Source organism: uncultured Roseovarius sp. (assembly GCF_947489715.1).
Taxonomy (GTDB): domain Bacteria; phylum Pseudomonadota; class Alphaproteobacteria; order Rhodobacterales; family Rhodobacteraceae; genus Roseovarius.
Map to the genome: position 1 here is coordinate 684759 of NZ_CANLER010000002.1, position 15652 is coordinate 700410.

A 15652-nucleotide genomic window follows, 5' to 3' on the forward strand; every position below is an offset into this window, starting at 1 on the left:
GCTGCTAAGCCTGCGCCAAATCTTTTGATCCTTCTGGAGTAACCAAATGGCCGAAAATGGAAACGGTGCGGTCGAACAGGCACCGCAGGTAAAAATGAACGTATTGACGCAGTTCGTGCGCGACCTGTCGTTTGAAAACATCCTGGCCCAGAAAGGTACCGGCGGCGAGGTTCAACTCGATGTGACGGTTGGCGTCAATCTTGATGCGAAAAAGCGCAAACTTGACCACCAATACGAAGTTACCATGAAAATGAACGTGACGGGCAAAAACAAAGGCAAGGACGAGCCTCTGTTCCTGCTGGAAATGGAATATGCCGGTGTTTTCCACATCGAAGGCGTGCCAGAGGATCAGATGCACCCGTTCCTGCTGATCGAATGTCCGCGGATGATTTTCCCTTATGTGCGCCGCATCGTCAGCGATGTCACCCGCGATGGGGGTTTCCCGCCGCTGAATCTGGAAAGCATTGATTTCGTACAGCTCTATCGCAATGAAATCGCCCGCCGTCAGGCTGCCTCACAGGCTGAAACCGCCAAACCTGACGCCTAACCCAGCTTTTTCCACAATGCGCTGTCGCCCAGAGTTTCCACAAAAGCGTCATGGGCGGCAGCTTCTTCCGAGCTTAAGCGCGAAGGAAGTGGCTCCGGCCGCACACTTGGCCGCCAGCTATCTGTCGACGCTGAACCTTCTCGCGCGCCAGAATTATTGCCACCAAGCACCAGATCCGGCTGCCGGCCGCCGATAAGCTCCAGATATACCTCCGCCAGAATTTCAGAATCGAGCAAGGCGCCGTGTAGTGTCCGGCTTGAATTGTCGATGGCGAACCGGCGGCACAGCGCATCAAGTGAAGCGGGCGAGCCGGGAAATTTTTTACGGGCGATGCCCAATGTATCAATGGCCCTGTCGAAAGGGATTTTCGGCAGGTTCATCCAGCCCAGCTCGGCGTTGAGAAACTTCATATCAAACGACGCATTATGAATGACCAGCGTCGCATCACCCACGAAATCCAGAAATGCTTGCCCAATGGATTTGAAAACCGGCTTGTCCTTTAGCGTAACTTCACCGGGTTTCGCTGAGCGCGGGTTTGGCAAAAGGTCCGGTCCGATCCCATGGATGCCAAAAGCTTCGTCAGGCATGCCCCGTTCGGGATTGATATACTGATGATAGGTCCGCCCAGTGGGCATATGATTCATCAGTTCAACCGCGCCGATTTCTACGATCCGATCGCCCTGTTCGGGTTCAAATCCGGTAGTTTCAGTATCCAGCACGATCTCACGCATGGTTCAGCTTGTCCCTTATGTCATTCACCACAGCTTGAACCTGTTCACGCGCATGCTCAAGCGTATCCGTGACAATCACATAATCTGACCGTTCACGTTTTTCAGCATCCGGCATCTGCTTCGCCAAGATCGCCTCGAACTGAGCCTCAGTCATCGTGCCGCGGTCCAGAACCCGTTGTCGCTGCATCTCTGCTGGTGCGGTCACGCAAACAACCGCATCCATGTTTCGGTCACCTCCTGTTTCAAACAACAATGGAATATCAAGAACGGCGATATCCACCGCTGCCTCCCGTAGAAACGCTTCGCGGTCCGCAGCAACCAATGGGTGCACGACTTCTTCAATCCTCTTGAGCGCCTCGGGATCGGCCGAAATCACCATCTTCAACTGTTCCCTGCATACTGCACCGTCGACAATCGCCTCTGGAAACAGAGTGCTGATCGACGCAACCGCCAAACCACCCTTCGCATAAATTCGGTGCACTGCAGCATCCGCGTCCCAGACAGCGCAATCCAGATCGGCAAAAAGCTTTGCTGTCGTTGATTTACCCATACCGATAGATCCGGTCAGGCCCAGCTTGAAGGTCATGCCAATACGGCCGCACGAGTGGTATCATCGACTTCGGGGCGAACGCCAAACCAGCGTTCAAAAGCCGGCACTGCCTGGTGCAGCAACATCCCCAAACCATCGACAGTGACACATCCCATCTCTTCAGCTTCCCGCAATAGCCTTGTTTGCAGGGGTGCGTAGACCAGATCTGTCACGACTGTTCCCTTACGCAGCCCATCCAGCGGCACACGCAACTCGGGCTTGCCGACCATGCCCAAAGAGGTTGTGTTCACCACCGTTGTCGCCTCATCCATCATATTGCCGGCCTGCACCCAATCGACGACCTGCAAGCGTTTTCCAAAATCTGATTGCAATGCTTCGGCCCGGACGCGCGTTCGGTTGGACACCATGATCTCGGGCACGCCGACCTCGAGTAACGAGGCGATTACCGCCCTCGCAGCACCACCCGCGCCCAGGACTGCTGCTGGCCCAGCCTTTGGGTTCCAGCTCGGGGCACCTTGCCGGAGGTTCTGAACAAAGCCATAGCCATCTGTGTTATCCGCGTGCAATTTGCCATCACGGCGAAAGATCAACGTGTTCGCAGCCCCGATCAAAGATGCACGATCCGTCACCAGATCAGCCAACTCCATCACCTTGACCTTGTGCGGCACGGTGATGTTCACACCCACGAACCCCATCTTCCGCAGCGTTCCGATGACATCCGTCAGATCATCCGGTGTGACATCCATCGGAATGTAATAGCCCGGCAATCCATGCGTTTTCAGCCAATGCCCATGCAACTGCGGTGATTTCGAATGCGCGATCGGATGGCCAATTACCCCGGCCAGGGGAATTTTCATGTCACTCATTGCTCTATTACCCCCCGCAGGCCGAGATACGACAGAAGATTCAATAGCGGCAACCCAAGCACCGTAAAGTAATCTCCGTCGATCTGTTTAATCAGCCTGACGCCTTCTTCCTCCAGCTTATACGCACCAACCGAATGGCGGATGCTCTCCCAGTTGCGCTCTATATACCCGTCAAGATAGCCATCTGAAAAGCGTCCCATCGTCATGCGGACAACCCCGACATGGCGCCAGACAGGTTTGCCCGCCTCGCAGATCACCACCGCCGACAGAAGTTCATGCCGTTTACCGCGCATCTCGATCAATTGTGCCCGCGCCTCTTCTGGCGATAAAGGTTTCGACAACAACTTTCGCTCAAAGCTCAGCACCTGATCGCAACCAATCACCAATGCATCCGGGTTCTTGTCACTGATCTTCCGGGCCTTCATCTCGGCCAGCGAATCGGCAATATCACGTGGCGGAGCGTCTTCAGCCAACATGGCGTCACGTATCATTTCCTCATCGACGCGCGCCACATGAACACCAAAATCCAGCCCCGCATTGCGCAGCATCTCTTGTCGGATTTGCGAGCCCGACGCCAGGATCAGTTCTTGAGGCATGTGGAAAACCCAATGAATAACTTAAGAGATGTTTAAGAATACTTGTCCGACAAATCCATGCCCACGTTCGTTTCGGTGGACAACGTGCCGTTTCAGCAGCGCATTCTATTTCTTTCCTGATGTGGATTGGGAAAAGTGACAGTGCGGTATAATCTGGAAAGCTCCATGTTTATCCCGGATTTATCAACAGAAGATATAAAAATAAAATTATTTAAGATGTTGATTATAATATATAAATTAGCATGAATTGCGCTGTTGTAGAGTTTTCCATGAAATTATTAACACCCTACTCTACATGTTCATAACCCTTGTAAAATCCGATAATCCACAGGTTCAGGCTTCCCTACAAAAACATCATCCTTTCTTATCTTTCTATTTATTATTAAAGGAAGGTTGCTCAGAGCTGGGGAAAGATCATGACTGATTTTCTGGTTGGCCTTTATCCTTGGACCAAGGCTTTTCATATTATGTCGGTGATCGCCTGGATGGCTGGCCTTTTTTATCTTCCCCGTCTCTTTGTACATCATGTCGAACAGGCAGCGAAGAGTGACCAGATTGATCCCATCTTTCAGATGATGGAGGTCAAGCTGCTGCGTCTGATCATGAACCCGTCCATGATCGCCACTTGGGTTTTCGGCCTGATGCTTGTCTTCACACCGGGCATTGTCGACTGGACATCTATATGGCCCTACACCAAGACGGCAGCGGTGCTGGCAATGACATGGTTCCATCATTGGCTGGGGTATCGCCGCAAGGATTTCATAAAGGGTCAGAACACCGTCACAGGCCGCCAGTATCGCCTGATGAACGAAGTGCCGACCGTGCTGATGGTGATCATTGTCCTTTCGGTCGTTATCCGCTTCTAGGCTTTGTTGACTCACCCGCGCCCCGCCCTTATGTAGCTTGCCAAGCACCCGTCCGGGTGGCCTGTTTTCCAGCAATGAAATGAATGCGCGCGCCGGTCGCCGATTCAAAGGTATATTCCCATGTCCCAAGACAAACTCAATCTCGCCGATCTCAAGGCGCAATCCGCCAAGGACCTTCTGTCAATGGCAGAAGAGCTTGAGATCGAAAACGCCTCGACCATGCGCAAGGGCGAGATGATGTTCCAGATTCTGCGCGAACGCGCGGATGAAGGCTGGGAAGTTTCAGGCGACGGTGTTCTGGAAGTGCTGCAAGATGGCTTCGGCTTTCTGCGTTCACCCGAGGCGAACTATCTTCCGGGCCCCGATGATATCTATGTTTCGCCTGACATGATCCGTAAATTCTCGCTTCGCACGGGTGACACCATCGAGGGTTTCATCAAAGCGCCGGAAGAGAATGAACGCTATTTCGCTCTGACCTCGGTAACGCAGATCAATTTCGAAGATCCTGAAAAAGCCAAGCACAAGATCGCTTTCGACAACCTGACCCCGCTTTATCCGGATGAGCGGCTGAATATGGAAATCGAAGATCCGACGATCAAGGATAAATCTGCTCGTGTGATCGACCTGGTGGCGCCTATCGGTAAAGGTCAGCGGTCGTTGATCGTGGCTCCGCCGCGCACCGGTAAAACGGTGATCCTGCAAAACATCGCGGCAAGCATCGAAGCTAACCACCCCGAATGCTATCTGATCGTTCTGCTGATTGACGAACGTCCCGAAGAGGTGACGGATATGCAGCGCTCGGTCAAAGGCGAGGTGATCAGCTCTACTTTCGACGAACCTGCCACCCGCCACGTTGCCGTGTCCGAGATGGTTATTGAAAAAGCCAAACGCCTGGTCGAACATAAACGAGATGTTGTGATTCTTCTTGATTCAATCACAAGACTTGGTAGGGCGTTCAACACTGTTGTGCCCTCCTCGGGTAAAGTTCTGACCGGTGGTGTGGATGCCAACGCGTTGCAACGGCCTAAACGTTTCTTTGGTGCGGCGCGGAATATCGAAGAAGGTGGCTCGCTTACCATTGTGTCCACCGCTCTGATCGACACCGGCAGCCGGATGGATGAAGTTATCTTTGAAGAGTTCAAAGGTACCGGTAACAGCGAACTGGTTCTGGATCGCAAGATCGCCGACAAACGCGTGTTCCCGGCCATCGACATTCTGAAATCCGGGACACGGAAAGAGGATCTGCTGATCGACAAGATCGACCTGCAGAAAACCTTTGTCCTGCGCCGGATTCTCAACCCGATGGGCACCACCGACGCCATCGAATTCTTGTTGTCAAAACTCAAACAGACCAAGACAAACTCCGAGTTTTTCGATTCCATGAACACCTGATCGGGTCGTCACGGGGTCGGCTATGGATACCGTCTATGCTCTTTCAACGGCGCAGGGAAAATCTGGCGTCGCTGTGATCCGCGTGTCTGGGCCACAATCATTATCTGCGGCTCAGGCTCTTTGCGGCGATATCCCCCCCTTCAGACAAGCCTCGCTTCGCATCCTGCGTGATCCGGATGGTAAGCGTCTTGATGAAGCGCTTGTTCTGACCTTCCCTAAAGATGGCAGTTTTACCGGCGAAGACGTGGTTGAGCTTCAAACACATGGCAGCATCGCGGGTGTTTCCTCGGTACTGACAGCGCTCTCTGCCATGGACACCCTTCGTCCAGCCGATCCGGGTGAATTCACCCGCCGAGCGTTGGAAAATGGCCGTCTTGATTTGACCCAGGTCGAGGGTCTGGCCGATCTGATCGACGCGGAGACCGAGGCGCAACGTCGTCAAGCGATGCGTGTTCTGTCGGGCGATCTTGGGAAACGTGCTGAAATATGGCGGCAAAAACTGATCCGGGCGGCCGCTTTGCTGGAAGCCACGATAGACTTCGCCGATGAAGAAGTACCTGTAGATGTCTCGCCAGAGGTCTCAGAGCTGGTCTCAGATGTGATCTTGTCGCTAGATGCTGAGATCAAGGGCGTGGATCATGCGGAACGCATCCGTGCGGGATTTGAGGTCGCCATCATTGGTGCTCCAAACGTCGGAAAATCTACTCTTCTCAATGCCTTAGCTGGTCGTGAAGCGGCGATTACCTCGGAATATGCGGGCACCACGCGTGACGTAATCGAGGTTCGGATGGATTTAGGTGGGCTACCGGTCACGCTACTGGATACAGCCGGGCTGAGGGAGTCTGACGATGTCGTTGAAACCATGGGCATTGACCGCGCGCGGCAGCGGGCTGGCGTCGCTGATCTGCGTGTCTTCCTTGTTGAAAAAGGGAAAACGCCGGATTTCGCCATTGGACCAGATGATATAGTGCTGAATGCCAAGGCCGATTTGCTTTCAGATAAAGCCAATGCAGTTTCTGGGCAGACCGGTTTTGGTATCTCGCAGCTTGTTGACCAGATCGCCAGCATCCTGAAAACGCGTACTGCAGGCATCGGCGTCGCTACACGCCTGCGTCATCAACACGCAATGGTGCGTGGCAGGGATGCGCTGACCTCGATGATGTCATTATTACCGCAAGGCGAAGATACCGCAGATATTGCTGCCGAAGAGCTCCGTACAGCTATCCGGTCGCTTGATTCTCTGGTAGGACGCGTTGATATCGAAAACGTCCTGGATGAGATTTTTGCCAGCTTCTGTCTTGGCAAGTGAGGAGTGTTTCACGTGAAACATTTTGACTTCGATGTGGTTGTGATTGGTGGTGGTCACGCGGGAGCAGAGGCCGCCCACGCTGCGGCGCGGATGGGAGCCAGCACTGCCCTCGTGACATTGGAGCATGCTGGTATTGGTGTGATGTCCTGCAATCCTGCGATTGGCGGTTTGGGCAAGGGCCATCTGGTACGTGAAATTGATGCGTTGGACGGGGTAATGGGCCGAGTAGCGGATGCGGCTGGTATCCAATTTCGTTTGCTCAACCGGCGCAAAGGACCTGCTGTACAAGGCCCTCGCGCCCAGGCGGATCGCAAAATCTATCGCGAAACCATGCAGGCCGAAACCGATGCACAGGAAAATCTGAGTGTCATCGAAGGGGAAGCCAGTGATTTCCTGATGACTGGCGATCGCGTCACCGGAGTGGTGCTGGATGATGGTAGCCAGATAAAAGCCGGCGCGGTGATCCTGACGACAGGTACGTTTTTACGCGGCGTGATTCATATCGGCGACGTGTCGCGCCCGGGCGGCCGCATGGGCGATAAACCTTCAGTCAAGCTTGCAGAACGAATTGATTCCTTTGATCTTTCTCTTGGCCGATTGAAAACTGGCACCCCGCCCCGTCTTGATGGAAAGACAATTGCCTGGGATCAGTTAGAGCTTCAGCCGGGCGATGATGATCCAGTGCTTTTCTCTTTCCTGTCCGATAAACCTCCAGCGTGTCAGATTTCCTGTGGAATCACGCATACCAACGAAAAAACTCACGAAATCATTCGCGAAAACCTTGAACGCTCAGCGATGTATGGCGGCCACATCGATGGTGTTGGCCCACGTTATTGCCCGTCGATTGAGGATAAAATTGTCAGATTTGCTGATAAGACCTCACACCAGGTTTTTCTGGAGCCGGAAAGCCTTTCGGACAATGTTATCTATCCCAACGGCATCTCTACGTCCCTCCCTCAAGAGGTCCAGTTGGATTACGTACATTCGATTACTGGGCTAGAGGGCACCACGATCCTGCAACCAGGCTATGCAATCGAATATGATTATGTTGATCCAAGGGCGCTGGACGCAACGTTGGCCGTTAAAACGGTGCCCGGCCTTTATCTGGCGGGTCAGATCAATGGCACGACAGGTTATGAGGAAGCCGCGGCGCAAGGTATGGTCGCGGGTTTGAATGCCGCCCTTGCCGTCAAGGGCGACGCGCCAACGTTGTTCAGTCGGTCTGACAGCTATATCGGCGTCATGGTTGATGACCTTATCACGCGAGGTGTAACCGAACCCTACCGGATGTTCACCTCGCGCGCCGAATTCCGGCTTTCCCTGCGGGCAGATAACGCCGATCAGCGGCTGACACCCAAGGGTATCGCTTTGGGTTGCGTGGCTGAAGCACGTAAAAAATGCTTTGAATACAAGATAGAAAGGCTTTCCGCAGGTCGCGCACAGCTCGAAGAAAACAGCTTTACACCGAAGCAACTCGCGGAAATTGGCCTGAAGGTTAATCAGGACGGCTCGCGCAGAACGGCGTTTCAGCTGCTCGCATTTCCAGATATCGACTTCATGGCCCTGTACAAACTGGACGATAGTTTTTCGCAGATTGATGCGGAAACACGTTCACAGCTTGAGAAAGATGCGCTCTACGCCAATTATATCGACAGGCAGAACCGCGACGTAGAGATGATGAAGCGGGATGAAGCGCAGGTGATACCTGTAGATTTCGACTACAGCAGCATCCAGGGGCTATCGAACGAACTTAAGTCCAAATTGACCATTGCGCGCCCAGCGAACCTGGCACAGGCCGGGCGCATTGATGGGATGACCCCCGCCGCGCTTACCCTTGTCATGGCACGGCTTCGCCAGGAACGTCGTGGAAAATCGGCATGACGGCGCAATCCGTGCCGAATGTTTCACGTGAAACAAATGAGAGATTGGAACATTACGCCGCGTTGTTGCGCAAATGGAATCCATCCATCAATCTGGTTTCGAAATCGACAATTGAAAATCTCTGGTCGCGTCATATCCTTGATTCCACTCAGATTCTCGACCTGGCACCTCACCCCGTTAGCCATTGGGCCGATCTGGGATCTGGCGGCGGCTTTCCCGGACTGGTGGTTGCCATCCTTGCAATGGAAACCGGATCGCCCACCAAAACAACGCTTGTTGAAAGCGATGCGCGCAAATGCACTTTTCTGCGCACGGTCATCCGCGAAACCGGTGCAAATGCCGAAGTGCTGAACGACAGGATAGAAAATATCCCGCCGCTCGACGTGGATGTATTGAGTGCGCGTGCGCTGGCTGATCTTTCAACCTTGCTGGAATTCACCGAAAGGCATATGCTCCCGAAGGGTATGGCGCTGTTTCCCAAGGGCGAAACCTGGCAGAAAGAGCTGACCAAGGCGCAATCCAAGTGGCAATTTGAAACTCAGTTTGCTAAGAGTGAAACCGAAGCAGGCCCCGTCATTTTGCGTATTACAGGAGTTTCGCGTGTCTGACCCCACCCGTCCGCGTGGACCCAAGATTATCGCCGTTGCCAACCAGAAAGGTGGGGTTGGCAAAACCACCACTGCCATCAATCTTGCTGCTGCCCTGGCCGAGGCCAATAACAGGGTTTTGATTGTCGATCTTGATCCCCAGGGTAATGCGTCTACAGGACTAGGGATAGATGCAGATGACCGAGAATACACAACATATGACCTTCTTCTGGATGAAATCCCTCTCAACGATGTGATTCAGGAAACTGAGAACAAGAACCTGCTGATCATCCCGGCCACGGTCGATCTGAGCTCGGCAGATATCGAGCTGTTTTCGAATGAAAAGCGTAGTTTTCTGCTGCATGATGCGCTGCGGCAAACCGCGATGGACGCCTATGCGCTGGACTATATCCTGATTGATTGCCCGCCCTCGCTGAACCTTCTGACGGTAAATGCGATGGTGGCCGCGCACTCCGTCCTGATCCCGCTGCAATCCGAGTTTTTCGCGCTTGAAGGCGTGTCACAACTAATGCTGACCATTCGCGAAGTACGCCAGACCGCAAACCCAAATCTGCGGATCGAAGGTGTTGTCCTGACCATGTTCGATGCGCGTAACAACCTGTCGGGTGCGGTTGAGAAAGACGCGCGCGACAATCTGGGGGCGCTGGTCTTCAAGACCCGGATCCCACGCAATGTTCGCGTCAGTGAGGCGCCGTCTTACGCGGTGCCGGTGCTTGATTATGATACGACCTCAAAAGGTGCTCAGGCCTACCGTGATCTGGCGAAAGAACTGATGAAAAACCAGACGCGCGCCGCCGCTTGAGCGTGCGAAGGAGCAGGGAATGACCAAGAAACCAAAAAAACAGCGTGGTCTGGGCCGTGGCCTTTCGGCACTGATGGCCGATGTAACCGAAGACACGACACCGCAAACCAATGATGCGCCCGCCCGTGCTGACCTTCTGGTTCCGATTGAGAAAGTTGCTGCAAACCCGGATCAGCCGCGTCGCAGTTTTGACAAGGAACAGTTGGACGATCTAAGCGCCTCGATCGCGGAAAAGGGGATTATCCAACCTCTGATCGTTCGGCCCAGACCGGGGCATGACGGGGAGTATGAAATTGTTGCCGGCGAACGCCGGTGGCGTGCGGCCCAGATGGCCAAGCTGCATGAAATACCGGTTTTGGTGCGCGACTTCACCGATACCGAAGTTCTTGAAGTTGCGATCATTGAAAACATTCAGCGCGCTGATCTGAACCCCGTTGAGGAGGCTGTTGGCTACACTCAGTTGATGGAAAAATTCGGCCATACACAAGATAAGCTGTCCCAGGTGCTTGGAAAAAGTCGCAGCTATATTGCGAATTCGGTACGGTTGTTGCAGCTTCCGACCGAAGTTCAGACCTATCTGCGTGATGGAAAGCTTTCAGCGGGACATGCCCGCGCATTGATAACTTGCGACAACCCGGCAGATCTTGCGCGCCAGGTGATCAAGAAAAACCTTTCGGTCCGGGAAACGGAAAAGCTGGCGAAATCCGGCGTGGGGAACATCTTCACTGAGGGCGGCAAAACGTCCAAACCCTCATCGAAGCCTACCAAGGATGCCGATACAAAGGCGCTGGAAGGGGATTTGTCGGCTAATTTGGGAATGAAAGTTAGCGTGGATCATAGCCCGGGCCAGGAAAACGGCCAGATCACGATCAAGTATGCATCGCTGGATCAGCTTGACGATCTCTGCCGCCTGCTAAGCGCTACCCGTTAGGGCGCGTCCAAATGAAAACGGCCACGCAACTTAGTGTAACTCCTTGAATAATAAGAATAATTGGTCGTAACCCTAGCGCTAGCGAAATTCCGAACACGGCGACAATAGAGAGGGTCGAGATACGTTTTACCCGTGGACTGATAGCCCCATTGCGGTTCCAGTCCTCGATCACCGGCCCAAATCTTGGATGGGTCAGCAGCCAATTGTGCAAGCGTTCGGAGGAACGAGCGAAGCAGAAAGCCGCCAACAGGATGAAGGGCACCGTTGGCAATAAAGGTACCGCGATGCCAATCACGCCCAGTCCCAGGCTCGTCAGTCCCAATATCGCCCAGAACAGCCGCATTACATTCCTGACAGAAATTCTTTGATTACGGCATTCAACAGCATCCGTCCCTGGTCTGTCACGCGAATTCGCTCAGGATCAGCGGTGATCATCCCAAGTCCTTCCAGCTCTCGAATCTTCACCTTTGACAGCGCCTCACCCGCCATCACCTCATAGCGCGCGCGATCAATACCGTCGTTCACGCGCAATCCCATCATCAGGTATTCATCGGCCTGTTCGGGACCCGATAGCACCGTCGCCGGTTTTTCAGTTGTCCCGTGGTCTGCTTCCGTCAGCCATTTGGCGGGTGACGAAAACGCTTCGGTCGCCAGACGCGTACCGCCTTTTGAAATGCGCCCATGCGCGCCGGGACCGATGCCGACATAATCACCGTAACGCCAGTAAATCCGGTTATGCCGCGATTCTGCACCGGGTCGGGCATGGTTGGACACTTCATACGCCGGCAGGCCCGCGGCATCGCATAGCGCTTGCGTCACCTGATACATATCTGCGGACAGATCGTTCTCTGGCAAACCACGCAATTTACCCGCTGCATAACGATCACCAAAGGCGGTGCCGTCTTCGATCGTCAGCTGGTAGAGGGATAAATGATCCACCGCCATGTTCAGCGCGGCCTGTAGTTCTTGCCGCCAATCTGTCAATGATTGATCCTGCCGGGCATAGATCAGATCAAAACTGACCCGACCAAAGCATTTTCGCGCGATATCAAAGGCCTGCCTTGCTTCGGCGACCGTATGGATGCGCCCCAGACGCCGTAGGTCCGTATCGTTTAGCGCCTGTATTCCCATCGAGATACGCGTGACGCCGCCATCGGCATATCCTTGGAATCGCCCCGCTTCAACCGAGCCGGGATTGGCCTCAAGCGTCACCTCAAGATCATTGACCGTGGGCCAGCGTCGACGCACGCGGTCCAGCACAGCGGCAACAACATCCGGATCCATCAGGCTGGGCGTGCCGCCGCCAAAAAACACTGAACTCAGAACCCGCCCCGGCAACATATCGGCATAGCGATCTATTTCGCGCAGATAAGCGGCCTGCCAGGCGGATTGATCAATCTTGCGCGCGACATGGCTGTTGAAATCGCAATAGGGGCATTTGGCCTGACAGAACGGCCAGTGGATATAAAGGCCGAAACCCCCGATCTGCCAGTTCTCAGCCAAAGGAACCGGCTACCAGCTTGGCAAAGGCATCGGCGCGGTGGCTGATGCGGTTCTTTTCCCAGCGGTCCATCTCACCGAATGTAATATCATGGCCATCGGGCATGAAAATCGGATCATAGCCGTGCCCTTCGCCGCCCCGCATCGGCCAGACGATCTGTCCTGCGACCTCGCCGGGATACACCTCGTCATGCCCATCAGGCCAGGCCAGCACTAATGTACAGCAAAACCGCGCTTTCCAAGGGGTGGTAACGCCGGTTTCCAAGAGGGCATCATGGGCGCGGGTCATCGCCATGACGAAATCGCGACCAGTCTCTGTTTCAGCCCAATCAGCCGTATAAACCCCGGGCTGGTTGCCAAGCGCATCAATCTCGATCCCGGAATCATCCGACAAAGCCGGCAACCCGGTGGCCTTGGCCGCCGCATGGGCCTTGATCCGCGCATTGCCGACAAATGTCGTCTCGGTTTCCTCTGGTTCTGTCAGGCCTTTTTCCGTCGCACCAATCACCCGGACCCCGAAAGGCCGCAGCAGGTCGGCGATCTCTTCCAGCTTGCCCGCATTATGCGTGGCCACCAGAAGCGTATCGCCGTCAAACTTACGCACCGGTCGCCGCCAATTGTGCCGCAACCAGCTCGTCCACGCCCTTTTCAGCCAGATCCATCAACTGGTTCATCTGATCGCGCGTATAGGTCGAACCTTCGGCGCTCATCTGCACCTCGATCAGCTGTTTTGATCCGGTCATGATGAAATTGCCATCAACCCCGGCTTCGCTGTCCTCGGGGTAGTCCAGATCCAGCACCGGCTGCCCGGCATAAATACCGCAGGACACAGCGGCCACCGGATCGACCATCGGATCACTGATCACATCACCCGCCTTCATCAGTTTCGCCACCGCAAGACGGAGCGCCACCCATCCGCCGGTGATCGACGCACAACGCGTGCCGCCATCGGCCTGAATGACATCGCAGTCGACGGTGATCTGACGCTCGCCCAGGGCAACCCGGTCGACCCCGGCCCGCAGCGATCGGCCGATCAGACGCTGGATTTCCACCGTCCGGCCGCCCTGTTTGCCCGCGGTCGCCTCGCGACGCATCCGGCTGGTGGTCGACCGCGGCAGCATCCCGTATTCCGCCGTCACCCAGCCTAGCCCCGAGCCCTTGATGAACGGCGGCACCCGGTCTTCGATCGTGGCGGTGCACAGCACATGGGTATCGCCCATCCGGATCATGCAGGACCCTTCGGCATGTTTGGTAACACCGGTTTCGATTGAAACCGCCCGCATCTGGTTTAAGTCTCTTCCCGAAGGGCGCATCACAAAATCCTCATATCTGTTGGGCTTGGGGATACAGGCGGCATACACCGGATAGCAACCCCGATTGACCTTTTGATCGGCGCAGCCTTTAGTACGGGCCGTAAACCGCGCAATGCAGAGATGATGAGCGACAGCAGCAAAATTCTGGCCGAGATGAATGACCGCTCCCGCGAGGTGTTCCGCCGCGTGGTCGAAAGCTATCTCAGCAGCGGTGATCCTGTCGGGTCGCGCACCCTGACGCGGGATATGAGCGAAAAAGTCAGCGCTGCCACGATTCGCAACGTCATGCAGGACCTCGAATATCTTGGCCTCCTCGACAGCCCTCATATCAGTGCGGGACGCATCCCCACGCAGGAAGGGCTGCGCATGTTCGTCGACGGGTTGCTGGAAGTGGGCGATCTGGAGAACACGGACCGGCGCATGATGGACGCAACGCTGGGCAGCAATTCCGACGATGTTGCCTCGGCGCTGGATCGTGTGGGTGCTGCGCTTTCTGGCGTGACACAAGGCGCTTCGCTTGTTCTGACGCCAAAACACGAGGCCCCGATAAAGCATATTGAATTTGTGGGTCTGGGCCATGACCGCGCCCTTGTGGTGTTGGTTTTTGCCGACGGGCATGTAGAAAACCGGGTATTTTCCCCACCACCGGGCCAGACGCCCAGCTCGATGCGCGAAGCGGCGAATTTCCTCAACGCGCTGATCGAAGGCAAGACGCTTTCAGAAGTGCAGACAGCGATCACCGCCCAGATTGACGCGCGCCGGCAAGAGATTGATCAGCTGGCACATGCGATGGTGGAAAGCGGGCTGGCCGTCTGGGGTGGTGAGGGCGACACCTATGAGCGACTGATCGTGCGTGGCCGGGCGAATCTGTTGAATTCCGAGGCCGACGAACAGGATCTTGAACGCATCCGGACCCTCTTTGATGACCTCGAACGTAAACGAGATATTGCCGAATTCCTCGAACTGACCGAGGAAGGCGAAGGTGTGCGCATTTTTATTGGCTCTGAGAACAAACTTTTCTCACTTTCGGGTTCCTCTTTGGTGGTGTCTCCCTATATGAACGCTGATCGAAAGATTGTTGGTGCGGTGGGCGTCATCGGCCCCACCCGCCTGAACTATGGACGGATCGTGCCGATTGTGGATTACACGGCACAACTGGTCGGCAAATTGATCGCCGATCGCGGCTAGAGGTGAAAGACATGGCTGAGCAGAATAACGACGATTTTCTGGACGACATCGAACAGGCGATGGCCGAGGAACTGGAAACGGAAACAGCTGAAATCACGGACGAAGCCGCCGAAATCGACGCGTTGCGCGCCGAACGTGACGCGCTTCAGGATAAATTCATGCGCGCGCTGGCCGACGCTGAAAATGCACGCAAACGTTCCGACAAGGACCGGCTTGAAGCGGCCAATTATGGCGGCTCGAAACTGGCCCGCGATATGCTGCCTGTCTTTGACAACATGAAACGTGCCCTCGAATCAGTTACCGAAGAACAGCGCGCCGCGGCACCTGCGTTTTTCGAAGGGATCGAACTGACGATGCGCGAGTTGCTGAACGTCTTTTCCAAGCACGGCATCCGCCTGATCTCGCCCCAGGTTGGCGATCGCTTCGATCCGCAGGAACACGAAGCCATGTTCGAGGCTCCGCTGCCCGGCACCAAGGCAGGAGAGATCATTCAGATTTCCGCCGAAGGTTTCATGCTGCATGACCGTATCCTGCGCCCGGCGCAGGTTGGTGTGTCGTCGATGCGGGATTGA

General features: G+C 55.0%; 18 protein-coding genes. 10 read left to right on the forward strand and 8 right to left on the reverse strand.

Features of this window, described 5'->3' with window-relative positions; all coding sequences use genetic code 11:
- Positions 1-46 precede the first annotated feature (46 nt).
- The gene (gene secB / locus Q1B27_RS08970; RefSeq protein ID WP_299846581.1) at positions 47-547 is read left to right on the forward strand and encodes a protein-export chaperone SecB; all 501 of its coding nucleotides are present in this window, start codon (positions 47-49) and stop codon (positions 545-547) included.
- On the opposite strand, the gene dnaQ is transcribed toward secB, so the two are convergent.
- Genes dnaQ through Q1B27_RS08990 form a run of 4 tightly spaced genes read right to left on the reverse strand, consistent with a single transcriptional unit; the run spans position 544 to position 3290 of the window.
- Positions 544-1278 (reverse strand): DNA polymerase III subunit epsilon, encoded by a 735-nt coding sequence (dnaQ, locus tag Q1B27_RS08975; RefSeq protein WP_299846583.1) that lies wholly within the window; start codon positions 1276-1278, stop codon positions 544-546. The two genes, secB and dnaQ, sit on opposite strands and share 4 nt — an antisense overlap.
- Entirely contained in the window at positions 1271-1864 is a 594-nt protein-coding gene (gene coaE / locus Q1B27_RS08980; protein ID WP_299846584.1) for a dephospho-CoA kinase, read from the reverse strand. The genes dnaQ and coaE overlap by 8 nt, the downstream gene beginning before the upstream one ends.
- Complete coding sequence (locus Q1B27_RS08985; RefSeq protein ID WP_299846585.1) at positions 1861-2694, reverse strand: shikimate dehydrogenase; 834 nt, start codon at positions 2692-2694, stop codon at positions 1861-1863. Before Q1B27_RS08985 ends, coaE begins: the two co-directional genes overlap by 4 nt.
- Positions 2691-3290, reverse strand: coding sequence for a nucleoside triphosphate pyrophosphatase (locus tag Q1B27_RS08990; protein ID WP_299846587.1), 600 nt, complete (start codon positions 3288-3290; stop codon positions 2691-2693). The genes Q1B27_RS08985 and Q1B27_RS08990 overlap by 4 nt, the downstream gene beginning before the upstream one ends.
- Before the next feature lie 416 nt (positions 3291-3706).
- Between Q1B27_RS08990 and hemJ the strand changes: the two genes are divergently transcribed.
- The 7 genes from hemJ (at position 3707) to Q1B27_RS09025 (ending at position 11079) form a co-directional block, all read left to right on the forward strand.
- Positions 3707-4156 (forward strand): protoporphyrinogen oxidase HemJ, encoded by a 450-nt coding sequence (gene hemJ, locus Q1B27_RS08995; protein ID WP_299846588.1) that lies wholly within the window; start codon positions 3707-3709, stop codon positions 4154-4156.
- Between the two features lie 120 nt (positions 4157-4276).
- On the forward strand, positions 4277-5548 hold the full coding sequence (gene rho, locus Q1B27_RS09000; protein WP_299846590.1) for a transcription termination factor Rho: 1272 nt from the start codon (positions 4277-4279) through the stop codon (positions 5546-5548).
- Between the two features lie 22 nt (positions 5549-5570).
- The gene (gene mnmE, locus Q1B27_RS09005; protein ID WP_299846592.1) at positions 5571-6857 is read left to right on the forward strand and encodes a tRNA uridine-5-carboxymethylaminomethyl(34) synthesis GTPase MnmE; all 1287 of its coding nucleotides are present in this window, start codon (positions 5571-5573) and stop codon (positions 6855-6857) included.
- 12 nt (positions 6858-6869) lie between these two features.
- On the forward strand, positions 6870-8738 hold the full coding sequence (mnmG, locus tag Q1B27_RS09010; RefSeq protein ID WP_299846593.1) for a tRNA uridine-5-carboxymethylaminomethyl(34) synthesis enzyme MnmG: 1869 nt from the start codon (positions 6870-6872) through the stop codon (positions 8736-8738).
- A complete protein-coding gene (rsmG, locus tag Q1B27_RS09015; RefSeq protein ID WP_299846594.1) occupies positions 8735-9346 on the forward strand; it encodes a 16S rRNA (guanine(527)-N(7))-methyltransferase RsmG in 612 nt (203 codons plus the stop codon). The genes mnmG and rsmG overlap by 4 nt, the downstream gene beginning before the upstream one ends.
- Positions 9339-10148 (forward strand): AAA family ATPase, encoded by an 810-nt coding sequence (locus tag Q1B27_RS09020; RefSeq protein WP_299846596.1) that lies wholly within the window; start codon positions 9339-9341, stop codon positions 10146-10148. Before rsmG ends, Q1B27_RS09020 begins: the two co-directional genes overlap by 8 nt.
- 19 nt (positions 10149-10167) lie before the next feature.
- Positions 10168-11079: a ParB/RepB/Spo0J family partition protein gene (locus tag Q1B27_RS09025; protein ID WP_299846598.1), complete on the forward strand. Its 912-nt coding sequence runs from the start codon at positions 10168-10170 to the stop codon at positions 11077-11079.
- Here the strand turns inward: Q1B27_RS09025 and Q1B27_RS09030 are convergent.
- From Q1B27_RS09030 to rph, 4 genes are read right to left on the reverse strand one after another with little or no spacing between them, the layout of a single operon-like run.
- Positions 11069-11422: a YbaN family protein gene (locus tag Q1B27_RS09030; protein WP_299846600.1), complete on the reverse strand. Its 354-nt coding sequence runs from the start codon at positions 11420-11422 to the stop codon at positions 11069-11071. The genes Q1B27_RS09025 and Q1B27_RS09030 overlap by 11 nt on opposite strands.
- The gene (hemW, locus tag Q1B27_RS09035; RefSeq protein ID WP_299846602.1) at positions 11422-12582 is read right to left on the reverse strand and encodes a radical SAM family heme chaperone HemW; all 1161 of its coding nucleotides are present in this window, start codon (positions 12580-12582) and stop codon (positions 11422-11424) included. Before hemW ends, Q1B27_RS09030 begins: the two co-directional genes overlap by 1 nt.
- Positions 12575-13183, reverse strand: coding sequence for an RdgB/HAM1 family non-canonical purine NTP pyrophosphatase (gene rdgB / locus Q1B27_RS09040; protein ID WP_299846604.1), 609 nt, complete (start codon positions 13181-13183; stop codon positions 12575-12577). Before rdgB ends, hemW begins: the two co-directional genes overlap by 8 nt.
- Complete coding sequence (gene rph / locus Q1B27_RS09045; protein WP_299846607.1) at positions 13176-13892, reverse strand: ribonuclease PH; 717 nt, start codon at positions 13890-13892, stop codon at positions 13176-13178. Before rph ends, rdgB begins: the two co-directional genes overlap by 8 nt.
- Positions 13893-14015: 123 nt before the next feature.
- On the opposite strand from rph, the gene hrcA reads away from it, so the two are divergent.
- Both hrcA and Q1B27_RS09055 read left to right on the forward strand, forming a co-directional pair.
- Positions 14016-15080 carry a heat-inducible transcriptional repressor HrcA gene (hrcA, locus tag Q1B27_RS09050; RefSeq protein WP_299846609.1) on the forward strand — a complete coding sequence of 355 codons (1065 nt, stop codon included), beginning with the start codon at positions 14016-14018 and terminating at the stop codon, positions 15078-15080.
- 11 nt (positions 15081-15091) lie between these two features.
- A complete protein-coding gene (locus tag Q1B27_RS09055; RefSeq protein WP_299846610.1) occupies positions 15092-15652 on the forward strand; it encodes a nucleotide exchange factor GrpE in 561 nt (186 codons plus the stop codon).